15 protein-coding genes, 1 rRNA gene and 1 riboswitch are annotated in these 18,711 nt (G+C 66.2%); of the genes, 9 read left to right on the top strand and 7 right to left on the bottom strand.

Features of this window, described 5'->3' with window-relative positions; genetic code table 11:
• Both rrf and KPB06_RS32735 read left to right on the top strand, forming a co-directional pair.
• Positions 1–86, top strand: a 5S ribosomal RNA gene (gene rrf, locus KPB06_RS34655); the annotation flags it as partial.
• 565 nt (positions 87–651) lie between these two features.
• Positions 652–2,076 (top strand): DHA2 family efflux MFS transporter permease subunit, encoded by a 1,425-nt coding sequence (locus KPB06_RS32735; RefSeq protein ID WP_059575585.1) that lies wholly within the window; start codon positions 652–654, stop codon positions 2,074–2,076.
• A 275-nt stretch (positions 2,077–2,351) separates the two neighbouring features.
• Here KPB06_RS32735 and KPB06_RS32730 read toward each other — a convergent pair whose 3' ends face one another.
• From KPB06_RS32730 to KPB06_RS32720, 3 genes are all read right to left on the bottom strand, one after another.
• Positions 2,352–3,113, bottom strand: a complete 762-nt coding sequence (locus KPB06_RS32730) for a 2OG-Fe(II) oxygenase (protein WP_059575583.1) — start codon at positions 3,111–3,113, stop codon at positions 2,352–2,354.
• A 271-nt stretch (positions 3,114–3,384) separates the two neighbouring features.
• Positions 3,385–4,977, bottom strand: a complete 1,593-nt coding sequence (locus KPB06_RS32725; RefSeq protein WP_059575581.1) for an inorganic phosphate transporter — start codon at positions 4,975–4,977, stop codon at positions 3,385–3,387.
• Between the two features lie 164 nt (positions 4,978–5,141).
• Complete coding sequence (locus KPB06_RS32720; RefSeq protein WP_059575579.1) at positions 5,142–5,732, bottom strand: histidine phosphatase family protein; 591 nt, start codon at positions 5,730–5,732, stop codon at positions 5,142–5,144.
• A gap of 50 nt (positions 5,733–5,782) precedes the next feature.
• A riboswitch (cobalamin riboswitch) is annotated at positions 5,783–5,921 on the top strand.
• Between the two features lie 33 nt (positions 5,922–5,954).
• Between KPB06_RS32720 and KPB06_RS32715 the strand changes: the two genes are divergently transcribed.
• Together KPB06_RS32715 and KPB06_RS32710 are read left to right on the top strand one after the other, a co-directional pair.
• Positions 5,955–6,164, top strand: coding sequence for a CbtB domain-containing protein (locus KPB06_RS32715; protein WP_034175140.1), 210 nt, complete (start codon positions 5,955–5,957; stop codon positions 6,162–6,164).
• A 13-nt stretch (positions 6,165–6,177) separates the two neighbouring features.
• Positions 6,178–6,900 carry a CbtA family protein gene (locus KPB06_RS32710; protein ID WP_059575577.1) on the top strand — a complete coding sequence of 241 codons (723 nt, stop codon included), beginning with the start codon at positions 6,178–6,180 and terminating at the stop codon, positions 6,898–6,900.
• Between the two features lie 22 nt (positions 6,901–6,922).
• On the opposite strand, the gene KPB06_RS32705 is transcribed toward KPB06_RS32710, so the two are convergent.
• Positions 6,923–7,831, bottom strand: coding sequence for a LysR family transcriptional regulator (locus KPB06_RS32705; RefSeq protein ID WP_059575575.1), 909 nt, complete (start codon positions 7,829–7,831; stop codon positions 6,923–6,925).
• Between the two features lie 127 nt (positions 7,832–7,958).
• Here KPB06_RS32705 and metE point away from each other — a divergent pair, with 127 nt between their 5' ends.
• Entirely contained in the window at positions 7,959–10,253 is a 2,295-nt protein-coding gene (gene metE / locus KPB06_RS32700; RefSeq protein ID WP_059575574.1) for a 5-methyltetrahydropteroyltriglutamate--homocysteine S-methyltransferase, read from the top strand.
• 109 nt (positions 10,254–10,362) lie between these two features.
• On the opposite strand, the gene KPB06_RS32695 is transcribed toward metE, so the two are convergent.
• Together KPB06_RS32695 and speB are read right to left on the bottom strand one after the other, a co-directional pair.
• Positions 10,363–11,688 (bottom strand): MFS transporter, encoded by a 1,326-nt coding sequence (locus KPB06_RS32695; RefSeq protein WP_059575570.1) that lies wholly within the window; start codon positions 11,686–11,688, stop codon positions 10,363–10,365.
• A 54-nt stretch (positions 11,689–11,742) separates the two neighbouring features.
• Positions 11,743–12,699: an agmatinase gene (speB, locus tag KPB06_RS32690; protein ID WP_059575568.1), complete on the bottom strand. Its 957-nt coding sequence runs from the start codon at positions 12,697–12,699 to the stop codon at positions 11,743–11,745.
• Positions 12,700–12,833: 134 nt separating this feature from the next.
• On the opposite strand from speB, the gene KPB06_RS32685 reads away from it, so the two are divergent.
• Complete coding sequence (locus KPB06_RS32685; protein WP_179231794.1) at positions 12,834–13,751, top strand: LysR family transcriptional regulator; 918 nt, start codon at positions 12,834–12,836, stop codon at positions 13,749–13,751.
• 63 nt (positions 13,752–13,814) lie between these two features.
• Here KPB06_RS32685 and KPB06_RS32680 read toward each other — a convergent pair whose 3' ends face one another.
• The gene (locus tag KPB06_RS32680) at positions 13,815–14,279 is read right to left on the bottom strand and encodes an Lrp/AsnC family transcriptional regulator (protein ID WP_006488501.1); all 465 of its coding nucleotides are present in this window, start codon (positions 14,277–14,279) and stop codon (positions 13,815–13,817) included.
• Positions 14,280–14,414: 135 nt separating this feature from the next.
• On the opposite strand from KPB06_RS32680, the gene KPB06_RS32675 reads away from it, so the two are divergent.
• From KPB06_RS32675 to KPB06_RS32665, 3 genes are all read left to right on the top strand, one after another.
• Positions 14,415–15,035: a LysE family translocator gene (locus KPB06_RS32675; protein WP_059575566.1), complete on the top strand. Its 621-nt coding sequence runs from the start codon at positions 14,415–14,417 to the stop codon at positions 15,033–15,035.
• 301 nt (positions 15,036–15,336) lie between these two features.
• Positions 15,337–16,926, top strand: a complete 1,590-nt coding sequence (locus KPB06_RS32670; protein WP_275905250.1) for a S53 family peptidase — start codon at positions 15,337–15,339, stop codon at positions 16,924–16,926.
• 73 nt (positions 16,927–16,999) lie between these two features.
• On the top strand, positions 17,000–18,676 hold the full coding sequence (locus KPB06_RS32665) for a S10 family peptidase (RefSeq protein ID WP_059575563.1): 1,677 nt from the start codon (positions 17,000–17,002) through the stop codon (positions 18,674–18,676).
• The last annotated feature ends 35 nt before the right edge of the window (positions 18,677–18,711 follow it).

Raw genomic sequence — 18,711 nt, 5'->3', positions numbered from 1 at the left:
CCCCTTCCCATCCCGAACAGGACCGTGAAACGACTCTACGCCGATGATAGTGCGGATTCCCGTGTGAAAGTAGGTAATCGTCAGGCTCCCTCAAGCCAGAAACCCTCGCCCGACAAGGCGGGGGTTTTTGCATTTCGGCATCCCGAAAGGCCGGCGGCGAAGCATTGCCGAGGCTACCTACGCCGAGTCCCGCTGCGACGTAATGAATAGCAGTGCAGACCGGTCAATCCTGCGCTCCGTTATTCTCGGGTAGCGGCCGTTGTACCGTCCTGAATCTCCCAGCACCTCCTTCCGCTAACCGTACCATCCGTCTTCAGGATCGATTCCGGCCAATACTGCACATTCGGCGACGACGTTGCGACCGCTGATGATGAGCGATGTTGATCGACAGCGATTGATGAATACTGCCTACTGACGAAAAATCCCTGCATCTGCCCGTCCTTCGAGGCGCCGTGTCATACGCACCACTCGGCGATCGCAGCACGACATCATCATAAAAATCTATGCGCATAAAGTTCATTCGCGCGACATGCCCGGCAGAGCGGGAAGCAAGCCCTTCGGGGTAATATCATCGCTCGTCCCGATTCCCCGGCGCTTGCCTGCATCCGCCGGCGGTCGGCGCTTTTTTGTATTCCGTCTTCTGCATCGTTCATGACTGACAGCCCCGCTCAAAGTGGTCGGACGACCGACTTCTTGCCGTATCTCGTCGCCGCGACCTTCTTCATGGAGTACCTCGACACGACGGTGATCGCGACCGCGCTGCCGCAAATGGCGAATTCGTTCGGCGTCGGACCGAACGCACTGAGCCTCGGGATGACGGCCTACATGCTGGCGCTGGCGGTGTTCATCCCGATCAGCGGCTGGATCGCGGATCGCTATGGTTCACGCACCGTCTTTGCGAGTGCGATCGTCGTCTTTACCGGCGCGTCGGTGCTGTGCGGGCTGTCCGACGGGGTGATGTCGTTTACGGCTGCCCGGCTGCTGCAGGGTGTCGGCGGGGCGATGATGGTGCCGGTCGGGCGGATGATCGTCGTGCGCAATACCGAGAAGGCGAGGCTGATGCGCGCGATCGCGACGATCACGTGGCCGGGGATCGTCGCGCCCGTCGTCGGGCCGCCGATCGGGGGCTTCATCACGACCTATGCATCGTGGAGATGGATCTTCCTGTTGAACGTCCCGTTCGGCCTTGCCGCGCTCGTTTGTACCTGGCTGATCGTCCGGAATACGCGGGCCGACGAGCAACGGCCGCTCGACTGGGTCGGCTTCGTGCTGGCCGGCGGCGCATTGACCTGCCTGTTGATCGGCACCGAAGCGGCTGGCCAGCAGGATGTCGATTTCACGCGCGCGGGTGTCCTGGTGGGCGCGAGCGTGCTGTTCGGCATTGCCGCTTGGCTGCATGCGCGACGCTGCGCGCATCCACTGCTCGATTTCACGACGCTGAAGGTGCCGACGTTCTCGGTGACCGTGATCACCGGCTCGATCACGCGGATGGCGATCAACGCCGTCCCGTACCTGCTGCCGCTGTTGTTCCAGATCGGCTTCGGGCTATCGCCGTTTCAGTCCGGCCTGCTGCTGCTCGCGAGCGCGCTCGGCAATCTCGGGATGAAGGCGGGCACGTCGTGGATCCTTGATCGTTACGGCTTCCGGCGCGTTGCGCTCGTCGACGTCACGATCGTCGGCATTTTCACGATCGCATGCGGCTGGCTGACTGCGTCGACGCCGTTGGCGATCACGCTGTTCGTCGTATTCGTCTACGGGCTCACGCGTTCGATGCAGTTCACGACGCTCGCGACGCTGGCCTATGCGGATATCCCGCCTCAGCAAACGAGCGCGGCCAGCACGCTGTGGAGCGCCGCGCAGCAGATGACGATCGGGATGGGGATCGCGTTCGGTGCATTGTCGCTGCGGCTCGCAGCATGGGGGCGCGGCGACGCGGCCGGCATGCACTACGTGCTCGACGATTTCCGCTGGGCGTTCGTCGCAGCGGGCGTGCTCGCGCTGCTGACGTTGCCGGGCTATGCACGGCTGGCCTCCGATGCCGGCGACCGGCTGCGGGCCAACATGGCGCGAGGATAGGCCGGACTGGCAATCGTATCGGCGGGGCGACAGGTGAGCGCGGATGTTTTACAGCACTCACCCTGAAGGGCCGATTCGTTTCTGCGTGGATCGCTTGACGGTCGGCGCAATCGGTATTCAGTCATTGCGGGCACGCGGCCTTCTGGTCGATCGTGCTTTGTCGGAACGCTCTCGGAACGATAGCGTGCGGTGCCGCGGCGACCATGCATGGGATGCGCGACAGGGGCGGGACGAGACAGCAGCCGTCCGTCCCGATGCCCGCTATCCACTACCCGCTATTGCGCGTCATGGAAGATGATGCCGACCGTATGGCGGTGGCCGCTTCGAATCCGGCTGACGCCGTGCCGCAGGTTGACGCGATAGACGCCGCGGGTTCCCTGCACGGGCCGGCCGTGTACCGCGAAGATCACCGCGTCGCCTTGTGTCAGCGGCACCACTTCCGCACGCGACTGCATGCGTGGTCGCTGTTCCGTCAGCACGAATTCCCCGCCACTGAAATCGCGGCCCGGCGCCGACAGCAGGATCGCGACCTGCAGCGGAAACACGTGCTCGCCATACAGGTCCTGATGGAGGCAGTTGTAGTCGTCGGCACCGTATTGCAGGATCAGCGGTGTCGGTCGCGTCTGTCCCGCTGCGTGGCAGCGGTCTAGGAACGTCGCATGGTCTTTCGGATAACGGACGTCGCATCCGAGCGCCCGGTTCCAGCGATTCGCGATCGGCGCGAGATGCGGGTAGATCGTCGCGCGCAGCTCGGCGATGACCGCGGGCAGCGGATATGCGAAATACTTGTACTCGCCCCGGCCAAAGCCGTGCCGCGCCATCACGACGCGTGAACGATAGAGCGCATCGCGCGGATAGAGCGACGCGAGTGCATCGCACTCGCGTGCCGACATCAGGCCCGGCACGCGCGCGCATCCGTAGCGATCGAGCTCGGCATCGACGCTCGGCCAGTCGAGGGTGTCGACGCGCTGCGCGATGTCCGGCGAGTCGACGGCGGGTTGCAGATCGGCAATGTTCACGGGCGTACCTCGGGGCATCGGCAGTGCGGCGTCGTGCGGTCGCGCACGGTCGGATTCACGATGAAAGTTGATGAACCCAGTCTAGCTGCGTCCACATGCCGATACGCTCCAGATCTTGCGCTTTAATTCGGGCCAGGAAGCATTGAAGGCGCGGCATCGACACACTGAATGTTGCGACGTGCCGGAGCGGAGAAGCGTAGAAGCGTAGAAGCGGAGAAGCGGAGAAGCGCCATATCCCACCTGCCGCGGCGGATAGCCGGCGATCGCCCGCCACCCGCCGCGTCCGCGATCAGGCCAGCGACCGGAACAACCAGTAAAGCCCGGCCGCCAGCGCGATCGACGCCGGCAGCGTCAGCACCCATGCGAGGACGAGGCTGCGCACCGTGCTCCATTGCAAGCCGGAGCCGTTCGCCGCCATCGTGCCCGCGACACCCGACGACAGCACGTGAGTCGTCGATACGGGCAACCCGTACACGTCGGCGGCGCCGATCGTCAGCATCGCGACGAGTTCGGCCGATGCGCCCTGTCCGTACGTCAGATGCTGCTTGCCGATTTTTTCGCCGACGGTCACGACGATCCGCTTCCAGCCGACCATCGTGCCGAGACCCAGCGCGATCGCGACGGCGACCTTCACCCACGTCGGAATGAACTTGGTCGCGTGGTCGAGCTGCGTGCGATAGTTGTTGATCGCGAGCTTGTCGTCGGCCGCGAACGCGGGCTGGCCCGACTTCTCGATCAGGCGAATGGCTTCGGAGACGAGATACATCGTGTTGCGCACGTTGTCGACGTCGCGCTGCGGCACGGCCGCCATCGAGCCCGACGCGCCGACGGCGGTCGCGAGCGACGTGGATAACTGCGCGACGGCCGGCAGCACGGCGGGCGTCAGTTCACGATGCTGCACGTAGTGTTCGACATCGGCGCGCGGGTTCGCGGACGGCGCGACGCCGTTCGTATACTTCCCGAACGTCGCGGCCGCCTGGTTCGCGACGGCCACGAAGGTCTGCGATTCGGCGGGCGTGACGGCCTTGTTCAGCGCATATGCGGTGGGCACCGTGCCGATCAGGATCAGCATGATGAGGCCCATTCCTTTCTGCCCGTCGTTCGACCCGTGTGCGAACGACACGCCGGTGCAGGTGAGGATCAGCAGGCAGCGAATCCAGAACGGCGGCGGCTGGTCCTTCGGCGGTTCCTTGTACAGCTCGGGAATCCGCACGACGGCCTTCAGCGCGAGTAGCAGCAGCGATGCACACAGGAAACCGACGATCGGCGAGAGCAGAAGCGACTTGCCGACGCCGAGCGCCTGGCCCCAGTCGACGCCGCTCGTGCCGGACGGCCCGTGCATCAGCTGGTTCATCAGCCCGACGCCGATGATCGAGCCGATCAGCGTATGCGAGCTCGAAGACGGCAATCCGAAATACCAGGTCGCGAGGTTCCAGACGATCGCGGCGATCAGCAGTGCGAACACCATCGCGAAGCCCGCGCCGCTGCCGACCTGCAGGATCAGCTCGACCGGCAGCAACTGCAGGATGCCGAAGGCGACGGCACCGCTCGAGACCATCACACCGAGGAAGTTCCACATGCCCGACCAGATCACTGCGACGTTCGGCGTCAGCGAGTGCGTATAGATCACGGTGGCGACCGCATTCGCGGTGTCGTGGAAGCCGTTGACGAATTCGAAGCCGAGCGCGATCAGCAGCGCGGCGCCGAGCAGCAGATACGGGAACAGCGTCCCTTCGCGGACCGGCGCCAGATCGGCGAGCAAGTGCGTGGCGATATAGACGGCGCCGAGCACGAGCACCAGCAGGAACGCGGCATAACCGATCTGCCTGTTGCGTGCGACGGAGCCGGGATGGTGCGGGGAGGACGAAGCGGGTTGATTCATGACGGCATCTCGTGAGGGAACCGCGTCCGATCCTAGCTGCGGCTAGCAGTCAGTTTGATGACAGTTGGGACGACGAACGGTGCGTCTTACGGGATGTAAGGAAAGCGGCGGCATGTGACGCGTCGGGGCGCATCGTCTACCCACATCGTGAACGAGACAGTGGCCTACGCACCCGTGTCGTGCACGTCGTCTGTCGCGGCCAACGTCCAGCCGCCGGGCGACGCGACGAACGTCGTGCACGACAGCGGCGCGACGTCGAGGCGGGCGGCCGCCTCGCGATCCATCCGCAGCACGTGCGCGATGGCCGCGCGGACGATCGGTGCATGCGTGATCGCGACGACATCGCGATCGCGCGGCAATGCGGCCAGCCATGTGCCGACCCGATGCGCGGCGGCGTCGAACGATTCGCCGCGATGCGGCGACGCGGACGGCGAGCCGATCCATGCTGCAAGTTCGTCGGGCAGGTCGCGCGCGAGATCGTGCAGCCGCTTGCCGCGCCAGTTGCCGTAGTCGAGGTCGCGCAGCGCATCGTCGATATCGGCGTGCAGCAGCCCGAGTGCGTCGGCCGTCTGCCGTGCGCAGCGTGCCGGGCTGCACAGCACGAGCGAGCCGGCAACGCCCATCCATCGGCCGCGCAACGCAGCGGCTTCGGCGAGCCCGAGTGCGTCGAGCGGATCGTCGTCGGGAAACGTGCCGGTGCGCATGGCGCGGGTCGATGCGTGCGCGATCAGGCGCAGCGAGGCAGGCAGGGTCATGTCGGTTGTCGGATGATCCGGAACGGGATGTGCTTGCCCATGTGGCATCGCTTCAATACGCGAACGTTCGCGCGTACAATTCGCCCGATACGAAGCGCGGAAGCCGGTGCAATTCCGGCGCGGTCGCGCCACTGTAACCGGAGAATCGATGATCCCGGAAGCCAGACCTGCCTTCGTACCCATCCATCATTTGTCAGGGCGCGATTCCCCTGAGGTGCATCCATGAGCGAAGCAGTGCTGAAGCCGGCGGTCGTGCCGGCACCCATCCCCGTCCGTGAGCTGTTGCCGTGGGCCGTGTTCGTCGGCCTGATCCTGCTGCTCGCACTCTATTTCGTCGGTGCGGAACAGGGCGCGACGTCGCTCGTGCCGGGCATGGTCGTACACGAATTCGTCCACGACGGCCGCCATCTGCTCGGCTTTCCCTGCCACTGACGCGGAGTAAAAGATGGTCGGAAAGCTGCTCATGCGCGGGATGCTCGCCGGCATCGCCGCGGGCCTCCTCACGTTCGGTTTCGCGAAAATCGTCGGCGAACCGCAAGTCGATCAGGCAATCGCCTTCGAGGAAAAAACCACCGCCGCCCAAGGCGAGGCGCCGGAGCCCGAGCTGGTCAGCCGCCACACGCAGGCCGGCCTCGGGCTGCTGACGGGCGTCGTGACCTACGGCGCGGCATTCGGCGGGCTGTTCTCGCTGGTCTTCGCGTATGCATACGGGCGCGGCAGCCGCCTGCCGGCGCGCCCGCTCGCCGCGTGGCTCGCGCTGGCGGCGTTCGTCGCGCTCGTGATCGTGCCGAACCTCAAGTACCCGGCCAATCCGCCGTCGGTCGGCGACCCCGACACGATCGGCTATCGCACGGGCCTGTTTTTCCTGATGATCGCGATCTCGGTGGCGACGATGGTGTTCTCGGTCAGCGTGCGCCGCCATCTGCTGGCGAAGCTCGGGCAGTGGAACGCATCGATCGTCGCCGGGCTCGTGTTCGTCGCGATCATCGCGGCCGTGCAGATCGGGCTGCCGTCGGTCAGCGAGTTGCCGGCCGATTTCCCGGCGGCCTTGCTGTGGAAATTCCGCGTGGCGGCCATCGGCATGCAGGTGATCATGTGGACGACGATCGGCCTGCTGTTCGGCGCATGGGTCGAGCGCGGCGAGCGCGCGGGAATGCGCGCCGCCTGACGCGCGGGGCAACCGGGCGCGCCTAGCGCAGCATGCGCGGCGCGCTCCACGTCGATTCGCGTGCCAGCGCGACGAACGCGGCCAGATAGTCGATCGATGCATCCGCTTCACGGATGCCGAGGAAGATCTGCTTCGCGATGCCCTTCTTGCCGAGCTTGACCGGCACGACCGGCATCCGGTCCGCGTACTCGTCCGCGAGCCACCGCGGCAGCGCGGCCACGCCGCGCCCGCTCGCGACCATCTGCAACATGATGTCGGTCGTCTCGATCGACTTGTGCCGCCTCGGCACGATGCCGGCCGGCGTCAGGAACTGGTTGTAGATGTCGAGCCGATCGGTTTCGACCGGGTACGTGATCAGGATCTCGTCGGTCAGCTGCGCGGGCGTCACGTAGTCGGCATGCGCGAACCGGTGCGAATCCGCGACCACGAGCACCTGTTCGTAGTCGAACACTGGATCGAAACGCAGCCCCGGCTTGTTCAGCGGATCGGGCGTCACCAGCACGTCGATGTCGTAACCGAATAGCGCGCCGATGCCGCCGAACTGGAAGCGCTGCTTCACGTCCACGTCGACGTCGGGCCAGCGCGACAGGTACGGTGACACGACCTTCAGCAGCCACTGGTAGCACGGGTGGCACTCCATCCCGATGCGCAGCGTGCCGCGCTCGCCCTTCGCGTACTGCTTCATCCGTTCCTCGGCGAGCTCGAACTGCGGCAGCAGCCGGTTCGCCAGCTTCAACAGATACTGCCCGCCCTGCGTGAGCCGCAGGCCGCGGCCTTCCCGGTCCCAGATCGGTGTGCCGAGCTGCTGCTCGATTTTCCTGACGGTATGGCTGAGCGCCGACTGCGTGAGGTGCAGTGCATTGGCCGCCGCGGTCAGCGAGCCCTGGCGCTCGACTTCACGAATGACGACGAGATGGAATCGTTCCAGCATGGATGGCGCTCATTCCACGAATACATGAAGAATGTTAATGGATGAATGAAATAATGCCATTTTATTTCATGGTTTGAAATCCCTATGATGGCTGCCGGATCTTCATTTTTCTCTGGACGGCAGCTTCATGGTCACGACACACAACCTCGGTTTTCCGCGCATCGGCGCGAAGCGCGAACTCAAGTTCGGTCTCGAACGCTACTGGAAGGGCGAATCGTCGCGCGACGAACTGAAGGCGCTCGGCGCCGAGTTGCGGCGGCGCCACTGGCACGACCAGCGTGATCTCGATCTCGCACCGATCGGCGACTTCGCGTTCTACGACCAGGTGCTCGACATGAGCTTCACGCTCGGCAACCTGCCGAAGCGCGTGCAGGACTTCCACGGCGATGCGCTCGACAACTATTTCCGCGTCGCGCGCGGCCGTTCGGCGCAGTCGGCGGAAGAACATGCGGCGTGCTGCGGCGGTGTCGCGGCCGGCGAAATGACGAAGTGGTTCGACACGAACTACCACTACATCGTGCCGGAGTTCCACGCGGATACGAATTTCTCGCTCGATCCGTCGCGTCTGCTGCAGCAACTGGCCGAAGCGAACGCGCAGGGCGTGCGCGCGAAACCGGTGATTCTCGGCCCCGTCACGTACCTGTGGCTCGGCAAGTCGAAGGACGATTCCGATCGCCTCGCGTTGCTGCCGAAGCTGCTGCCGGTGTACGGCGCGCTGCTCGACACGCTGACCGCGCAGGGCGTCGAATGGGCGCAGATCGACGAGCCGATTCTCGTGACCGAGCTCGATGCCGAATGGCGCCAGGCGTTGCGCACCGCGTACGCGGCGCTGGAAACGCGCCGCATCAAGCTACTGCTCGCCACGTACTTCGGCCAGCTTCAGGACAACCTGACGCTCGCGGCGTCGCTGCCGGTCGACGGCCTTCATATCGACGCGATCAACGCGCGCGACGAAGTCGACGCGCTGGTGCGTGAACTGCCGGCAGACCGCGTGCTGTCGGTGGGCGCGATCAATGGCCGCAACATCTGGAAGACCGACCTGAACGCGACGCTCGACTGGCTCGAACCGCTCGCGAAGCAACTGGGCGACCGGCTGTGGCTCGCGCCGTCGTGCTCGCTGCTGCATGTGCCGGTCGATCTCGCGAGCGAGGAGAAGCTCGACGCGGAAATCCGCTCGTGGCTCGCGTTCGCGCTGCAGAAACTCGACGAGTTGAAGGTGCTCGCGATCGCGCTGAACGAAGGCCGCGACAAGGTGGCCGGCGCGCTCGCCGCGAATGCCGCCGCGATCGATTCGCGCCGCCGCTCGCCGCGCGTGAACAACCCGGCGGTGAAGGCCGCAATCGCGCGCATCGACACGCAGCTCGGCAACCGTGCGAGCCCCTATACGCAGCGTGCGTCGAAGCAGTCGGCGCGACTGAACCTGCCGGCGTTTCCGACGACGACGATCGGTTCGTTCCCGCAGACCGCCGAGATCCGCCAGGCGCGCAGCCGGTTCAAGGCCGGCGCGCTGGACGAAGCCGGCTATCGCACGGCGATGCAGGCCGAGATCGAACGCAGCGTGCGCGAACAGGAGTCGCTCGAACTCGACGTGCTCGTGCATGGCGAAGCCGAGCGCAACGACATGGTCGAATACTTCGGCGAGCAACTCGACGGCTACGCGTTCAGCCAGTTCGGCTGGGTCCAGTCGTACGGTTCGCGCTGCGTGAAGCCGCCGATCCTGTTCGGCGACATCAGCCGCCCGAAGGCGATGACGGTCGAGTGGATCGCCTATGCGCAGTCACTGACGGACAAGCCGATGAAGGGCATGCTGACCGGCCCGGTGACGATCCTGAACTGGTCGTTCGTGCGTGACGACCAGCCGCGCTCGGTATCGTGCTACCAGCTTGCGCTGGCGATCCGCGACGAAGTGCTCGATCTCGAGAAGGCGGGCGTGCGCGTGATCCAGATCGACGAAGCGGCGCTGCGCGAAGGTCTGCCGTTGCGCCGCGCGCAATGGAGCGAATACCTGAAGTGGGCCGTCGAGTCGTTCCGCATCGCCGCGAACGGGGTGCAGGACGATACGCAGATCCACACGCACATGTGCTATTCGGAGTTCAACGACATCATCGCGTCGATCGCCGACATGGATGCCGACGTGATCACGATCGAGACGTCGCGCTCGGACATGGAGCTGCTCGACGCGTTCGACACGTTCAAGTATCCGAATGAAATCGGGCCGGGCGTGTACGACATCCATTCGCCGAACATTCCGACGCAGGATCACATCGTCGGGTTGATGAAGAAGGCGGCCGAACGGATTCCGGCGGAACGTCTGTGGGTGAACCCGGATTGCGGGCTGAAGACGCGGCAGTGGGCGGAAGTGATTCCGGCGCTGACGAACATGGTCGCCGCCGCGAAGACGCTACGCAATCAGGTGCAGTGACGCAGCGAACGCGGTGCGGTACCGTCGCGATCGACGATCGGACGAAAAAAACGACCCGCGGCAGCGGGTCGTTTTTTGTCATGCATGGATGTGCACCACGCGTCGAGCGCTACGCGGTGCGCGTGCCGCGCGGCAGCGCGTCGTTCGTCTTGCCGGGCGCACCCGCATCGTCGATGCGGACGCGGCGCGAGATCAGCCACACGCAGAGCGACGACAGCACGGCCGCACTCGTGTACTGGAGCGCGAGCGGCCACCATTGCGGCGCGGCGTGCTGCGCGATGATGGTCGCGACCAGCGGCGTGAGGCCGCCGGCGAGCGCGCCGCACACCTGGTACGCGATCGAGATCGCCGTATAGCGGATCCGCGCGACGAAGATGCCGCTGACGAAGCCGGCGACGACCGAGTAGTAGCCCGATTCCGCGAGCGTCGCGAGTCCGACGCCGATCGTGATCGACACCGGCGTGCCCAGGTGCACGAGCGGCAGCATCACGAACGGGACGATCATCGCCCAGGCGCCGGTGATCAGCAGCACGCGCGTGGTGCCGAAGCGCTGCGCGAGGAAGGCGGCCGCGAGTTGCACGACGAACTGCAGCACCGCGACGATCGTCATGCAATGCAGCACCATCGACCGGTCGAGCGACAGGAATTGCGTCGCATAGCTGATCATGAAGATGTTGCTGAAATACACGCCGGCGATCCCGTAAACGTTCGCGCCGATCGCGAGCAGCAGCAGCGGCCAGACCTTGAGCGCTTCGCGCAGCGGTTTTTGCGCGATGTTGCCGCTCTTCCTGACTTCCTCGAACTCGGGCGATTCCGACACGCTCGCGCGGATCACGAAGCCGACGATCAGCAGCACGGAACTCGCGAGGAACGGCACGCGCCAGCCCCAGCTCATCATGTCGTCCTTCGACAGCGTGCTGATCGCGCCGAACGCGAGCATCGACAGGATCAGGCCGCTCGCGCTGCCCAACTGCGCGAACGACGCGAAGAACGTGCGCTTGCCCTCGGGCGCATGCTCGCCGGCGAGCAGCACCGCGCCGCCCCATTCGCCGCCGACCGCGATGCCTTGCAGCACGCGCATCAGCACGAGCAGGATCGGTGCGATCACGCCGGCTTGCGCATGGGTGGGCAGCAGGCCGATCGCGACCGTCGACACGGCCATCAGCATCAGCGTCGCGAGCAGCGAGCGCTTGCGGCCGAAGCGGTCGCCCAGATAGCCGAACATCACGCCGCCGAGCGGCCGCGCGAAGAAACCGACCGCGAACGAGCCGAACGATGCGAGCAGGCTGATGAAGCGGTTTTCGCCGGGAAAGAACAGCGGCCCGAACACGATGGCGGCGGCGGTCGCATAACTATAGAAGTCGTACCACTCGATCGTGGTGCCGACGAACGAAGCGAGCGCCGCACGCTTCGGTTGCTTGGCGGAAGTCCCCATCTTGGTGTGTGCTCCTCTGGAATCCTCTGATTTGGAATAGTGGCGGCGCCGGGATCAGTCGCGGTAGGCGACGCCCGGCAGCACGCACAGCAGCTCGTACGCGAGGTTCGCGCCGAGCAGCGCCGTGGTGCCGAACGGGTCGTACGGCGGCGCGACTTCGACGAGATCGCAGCCGACGATGTTCAGCCCCTTCGCGCCGCGGATGATCTCGAGCGCTTGCGGCACCGTGAGGCCCGCGATTTCCGGCGTGCCGGTGCCCGGTGCGTAGGCCGGGTCGATGCCGTCGATGTCGAACGTGATGTAGACGGGCGTGTCGCCGATGCGCGCGCGCACTTCTTCCATCAGCGGCGCGAGCGATTTGTTCCAGCATTCCTCGGCCTGGACGACGCGGAAGCCCTGCTCGCGGCACCAGTCGAAATCCTCGGCCGCGTAGCCGGTCCCGCGCAGGCCGATCTGCGTGACCTTGTCGCCGTGCAGCAACCCTTCCTCGACCGCGCGGCGGAATGGCGTGCCGTGCGCGATCTTTTCGCCCATCATCGTATCGTTCACGTCGGCGTGTGCATCGACGTGGATCAATGCAACCTTGCCGTGCTTGCGGTGGATCGCGCGCAGGATCGGCAGCGCGATCGTATGATCGCCGCCGAGCGTGATCGGCTTGCAGTCGTGCTCGAGAATCGCGTCGTACGCGGCCTCGATGCGGGCAATCGAATCGTGCAGGTTGTACGGGTTGATCGCGACGTCGCCGATGTCGGCGATCTGCAGCGAATCGAAGGGCGCCGCGCGCGTGGCCATGTTGTACGGGCGCAGCAGCACGGATTCGGTGCGGATCTGGCGCGGGCCGAAGCGCGCGCCGGTGCGGTTCGACGTGCCGAGATCGAACGGCACGCCGACGAAACACGCGTCGAGGCCTTCGGCGCTCGCCACGTGCGGCAGGCGCATCATCGTCGCGATGCCGCCGGAGCGCGGCATTTCATTGCCGCCGAGCGGCTGGAAATGGGTGTGGTCGTTCATGGGTTCGTCTCTTCCGGTGTGGGGTTGCCGTATCATGCGACGCGGCCTGACGCACAGTTTTACGCGCTCCGCCGGCAAAGAAGAATGCGAAGATATCGACGTAAACATCGATCTTCATCGATGTATGGAAGGGGATGAACGTGCTGGGGAATCTGTCGACCCTCGATCTGCGGTTGATCCGCGTGTTTCTCGCGGTCACGGACGCGGGCGGCGTGTCGGCCGCGCAGGCGATACTGAACGTCGGCCAGTCGACGATCAGCGCGCAGCTGTCGTCGCTCGAGACGCGGCTCGGCTACCGGCTGTGCGAGCGCGGCCGCAGCGGCTTCCGGCTCACGCCGAAGGGCGAACGGTTCCACGCGATGAGCCGCAAGCTGCTCGCGGCGCTCGACGAATTCGGGATGGCCGCGCGGCACATGGATCGCCAACTGGTCGGCACGCTGAACATCGGCCTGATCGGCCATACGCCGGTGAGCCAGAACGCGCGGATCGCCGAAGCCATCGCCGCGTTCCGCACGCGCGACGAGGCGGTGCGCTTCTCGATCTCGGTGCGCGCGCCCGGCGATCTCGAGGAAAAGTTGCTGAGCAACGAGATCCAGATCGCGGTCGGCTATTTCTGGCATCGCGTGCCGACGCTGCACTACACGCCGCTGTTCATCGAGCGGCAGGTCGCCTACTGCGGCCGTGGCCATCCGCTGTTCGAGGGCGCCGGCACGCTGACGCCGGCCGACGTCGCCGGCTTCGAGTGGGCCTGGCGCTCGTATCCGCTGCCGGAAGCGCAGATGTCGACGACGCCCGATCGCGTGACCGCGACCGCCGACAACATGGAGGCCGTCGCGCTGCTGATCCTGTCAGGCCATCACCTCGGCTACCTGCCGCAGCACTTCGCGGCGCCCTATGTGGCGCAGGGCCTGCTCGCGCCGCTCAATCCGGAGCAACTGCACTACGAGGTCACGTTCCACATGGTCGTGGCGCGCGACGGACGCGGCGATCCGGTGGTCGAAGCGTTTCTCGAGGATCTCGAGCGCGCGCATCAGGCGCCCGACGTGGTGTGACGCCGGCGCGGCCGACCCGGTGAACGCGCGTTGCGCGCGGGCGGCTTGCCGGCCAGCCATGCATCACGGCACCGGCAACCCCGCATCGTGCTTCACCTCGCGCAGCGACAGCGCCGATTCGATCGACGTCACGCCCGGCAGCATCCGCAGCGAATCGCGCAGGAACGTGCCGTAATCGTCGAGATCGCGCGCGACCACCTGCAACAGGTAGTCGGCGGTGCCCGCGACGTTGTGGCAGGCCAGGATCCGCTCGATGCCGAGCACTTCCCGTTCGAACCGGTCGGCGACCTTGCGGTCGTGCGTCGCGAACCGCACGAGCACGAACGCGACCACGCCGAAACCGAGCGCCTGGCGCGACAGTTGCGCGCGGTAGCGCTCGATGTAGCCGTCGTTTTCCAGACGTTTGAGGCGCCGCGCGCAAGGCGTCTCGGACAGGCCGACGGATTCGGCGAGCCGCGCGATCGGCAGGCGGCCGTCGCGCTGCACCGCGGCGAGGATCGCGCGGTCGGTTTTGTCGAGGTCGATCATTTTGGCGGAATCCTTGTCATGACCCCGTGATTGTGGCGGATTCCGCTACGACTCGCCATTCCTGAGCCGCAAATGGCCAATAATCCCTCTGCCTTCGGCGGCAACATATCGTCACTGAAGGACGAGGGGCAGACCATGATTTCCACGCATTTGCTGTTGATTTATCTCGCCGCGCTGGCGGCCATTTATGCGGTGCCGGGGCCGGACATGGCGCTCGTGCTGCAAACCAGCATCGGCCGCGGCGTGCGGCCGGGGATGGCGGCGGCCGCCGGCCTGTCGCTCGCCCGCACCGCGCACGTGACGCTGTCGGCATGCGGCGTCGCGGCGCTGATCCGCGGCGCGCCGTGGCTGTACGAGGTGATCCGCTACGGCGGCGCGCTCTATCTCGCGTATGTCGCGATCCAGGTGTTCCGCTCGCCCGTGTTCGCGCTCGGCGACGGCGACGCGGCGGCGGGCGAACTGCGGCAGTCGTTCGTGAAGGGATTGCTGACCAATCTGCTGAACCCGAAGGCGCTGTTGTTCTGCTCGGTGCTGCTGCCGCAGTTCGTGCGGCCCGAGGTCGGGCCGGTCGTCTGGCAGATGTTCGAACTCGGTGCGCTGCTGGTGGCGGCCGGCGTGTGCTTCGACCTCGCGTGCGTGTTCGGCGCGTCGCGCATCGCGGCGTGGATGCGTGCGCATCCGCTCGCGCAGACGGTGCAGCGCTGGACCTTCTCCGCGGCGTTGATCGGTTTCGCGCTGCGGTTGTCGATGGACTGAGCGTTGCGCCGACATGGCCGCCGGCGGGGCGATCGGCCGCGCGGGCGGGCCATGCACGAGTCGATTCAGGCCGCGCGCGATGCCGGCCTTCGCGCAAACGCTCGCCGCAGAAGGGCGTGCGCGCAAATCGTCTGACTGTTCTAAACTTCCTCTGACTTCGCGTGATCGCGAACGCGCCGTCGCGAACGCGCCGTCGCAAACGCGCCGTCGCGAATCGACTGACCGAACGGAACCGTCGTCCGCAGGCTATGTCCGATTTCCTGGCTGTTCCGTGCAACGCGGTACCAAGGAGGGTCTGAACATGGCAAGGCATCTTCAAGCCGACCGTGAACCCCGCATCGTCGCCGAGTCCAAGTGTCTCGGCCAGTGCGATCCGGCAGAACGCATCCACGTCACGATCATGTTGCGGCGGCAGGAAGAAGGGCAACTCGATGCATTGGTCCACCAGCTCGCCACCGGCGACGCCCGCGCAAAACCGGTGTCGCGCGACGCATTCGCGCAGCGTTTCTCCGCCAATCCCGACGACATCCGCAAGACCGAGGAATTCGCGCATCGTCATCAACTGACGGTCGATCGCGTCGACCCGGTCGAAAGCGTCGTCGTGGTGTCCGGCACGATCGCGCAGTTCGAAGCCGCGTTCAGCGTGAAGCTCGAGCGTTTCGAGCATCGGTCGATCGGCCAGTATCGCGGCCGCTCGGGCCCGATCGCGCTGCCCGACGAGCTCGGCGACGCGGTAACCGCCGTGCTCGGCCTCGACAGCCGCCCGCAGGCGCGGCCGCACTTCCGCTTCCGTCCGCCGTTCAAGCCTGCGCGCGGCGCGGCGGCCGTCACGTTCACGCCGATCCAGCTTGCGTCGCTGTACGACTTTCCGGCCGGCGACGGCGCCGGGCAATGCATCGCGATCATCGAACTCGGCGGCGGCTATCGCGCGGCGGACATCCAGCAGTATTTCCGCGGGCTCGGGATCACGACGCCGCCGACGCTCGTCGACGTGAACGTCGGCACCGGCCGCAATGCGCCGACCGGCGAGCCGAACGGCCCGGACGGCGAAGTCGCGCTCGACATCGAAATCGCAGGCGCGATCGCGCCGGCCGCGAAGATCGCGGTCTACTTCGCGCCGAACAGCGACGCGGGCTTCATCCAGGCCGTCAACGCGGCCGTCACCGACAAGACCCACCGGCCTTCCGTGATCTCGATCAGCTGGGGCGGCCCGGAAGCGATCTGGCAGGCGCAGTCGGCACACGCGTTCAACCGCGTGCTGCAGGCGGCCGCCGCGCAGGGCATCACCGTATGCGCGGCGTCGGGCGACAGCGGCTCGGGCGACGGGCTGCAGGATGGCGCCGATCACGTCGATTTCCCGGCGTCGAGCCCGTACGTGCTCGGCTGCGGCGGCACGCAGCTCGATGCGCTGCCGGGGCAGGGCATCCGCAGCGAGGTCACGTGGAACGACGAGGCGTCGGGCGGCGGCGCGGGCGGCGGCGGCGTCAGTTCGCTGTTCGACCTGCCGGCGTGGCAGCAGGGGCTGAAGGTCGCACGCGCCGACGGCACCACCACGCCGCTCGCCAAGCGCGGTGTGCCGGACGTGGCCGGCGATGCGTCGCCGCAGACCGGCTACGAAGTGTCGGTCGCCGGCACGCCCGCAGTGATGGGCGGCACGAGCGCGGTCGCACCGCTGTGGGCCGCGCTGATCGCGCGGATCAATGCGGCGGCCGGCGCATCGGCCGGCTGGATCAATCCGGTGCTGTACAAGCATCCGGATGCGTTGCGCGACATCACGAAAGGCTCGAATGGCACCTATGCGGCCGCGGCCGGCTGGGACGCGTGCACGGGGCTCGGCAGCCCCGACGGCGCGAAACTGGCGGCGCTCCTCGCGCGCAAGCCGTCGAGCTGACGCGCCGGTACCTGCCTTTACTTTCGACGCGGGTGATCTTCCCGCGTCTTTTTTCACCTCCAGGAGCAGCACGATGGGCATCGATTCCGCATCTTCCGGCGGCGTGTATCCGCTGCATCACGGCGACCACAATTCGCACGGCGTGCCGCCGACCATCAACCCGGTCGCGCTGAGCCGCGGCCGCGACCAGCCGTTCTTCGATCCGGTCGCGTACGGCAACGGCCCCGACGACTCGGTGACCGACACGACCGAAGCGGCCGCGATCACGCACCACACGATCCTGATCGACGGCAGGCGCATCGCGTACACGGCGACGGTCGGCCACCTCGTGACCGTCGATCCCAGCAGTTCGCAGCCGGCCGCGAAAATCTTCTACGTCGCGTTCACGGCGGACGGCGCGAAGGAAGAAACGCGGCCCGTGACGTTCTTCTATAACGGCGGGCCCGGCTCGTCGTCGGTGTTCGTGCTGCTCGGCTCGTTCGCGCCGAAGCGCATCAAGACGTCGATGCCGGGGTTCACGCCGCCCGCGCCGTACCAGATCGAAGACAACCCGGACAGCATGATCGACCACAGCGACCTGGTGTTCATCAATCCGGTCGGCACCGGCTATTCGGCGGCCGTCGCGCCGAACAAGAATCGCGACTTCTGGGGCGTCGACCAGGATGCGGATTCGCTGAAGCAGTTCATCAAGCGCTACCTGACGAAGAACAACCGCTGGAATTCGCCGAAATACCTGTTCGGCGAATCGTACGGCACCGCGCGCAGCTGCGTGCTCGCGTACAAGCTGCACGAGGACGGCGTGGACCTGAACGGCGTCACGCTGCAATCGTCGATCCTCGATTACCGGCAGGCCGGCAACCCGGTCGGCACGCTGCCGACCGCCGCGGCCGACGCGTGGTATCACAAGAAGCTCGGCATCAAGCCGGCGCCGAGCGATCTCGGCGCGTTCGTCGAGGAAGTCGCGCAGTTCGCGCGCACCGACTACCTGAGCGCGCTGCGCGCGGCGCCGCATGCGGACCCGGCCACCGTGCGGAAACTGTCGGAATACACGGGCATCGACACGGCGACGCTGCAATCGTGGGGCCTCGACATCGCGGGCTACGACGCGCGCGGCAATTCGCTGTTCCTGACGACGCTGCTGCATGCGCAGGGGCTCGCGCTCGGTTCGTACGACGGCCGCGTGACCGGGATCTCGTCGGGCATCGCCGGCAAGATCGACCCGAATTCGGGCGGCAACGATCCGACGATGACGGCCGTGACGGGCGTCTATACGGCGATGTGGAACAGCTACCTGAACGAGCAGTTGAAGTTCACGTCGAACTCGGCGTTCACGGACCTGAACGACCAGGCTTTCAAGAACTGGGATTTCAGCCACATCGACCCGACCGGCGCGCAGCAGGGCATCGATGCACAGGGCAACGTGATTCTCTACACGGCCGGCGACCTCGCCGCGGTGATGGCGCTGAACGTGGACCTGAAGGTGCTGTCGGCGAACGGCTTCTACGATTTCGTCACGCCGTTCTACCAGACCGTGATCGATCTGCAGCAGATGCCGCTGGAGGACCAGAAGGTGCGGCAGAACCTGTCCGCGCGGTTCTATCCGTCGGGGCACATGGTGTACCTCGACGCCGGGTCGCGCACCGCGCTCAAGCGCGATCTCGCGACGATGTACGACGCGACGGTCAGCGATACGGGCGCGCGGATGCGCATTCGTGCGCTGCAGGCGAAGAAGACGGGCGGGCGCGCGTAGCGTGGCCCGTCGCCGGTCGGCCGCGCGCAGCCGTG

Source organism: Burkholderia semiarida, assembly GCF_029268935.1.
Classification (GTDB): Bacteria; Pseudomonadota; Gammaproteobacteria; order Burkholderiales; family Burkholderiaceae; genus Burkholderia; species Burkholderia semiarida.
The sequence above is the reverse complement of the archived record's forward strand: the minus strand, read 5'-3'. Positions and strand labels throughout refer to the sequence as shown.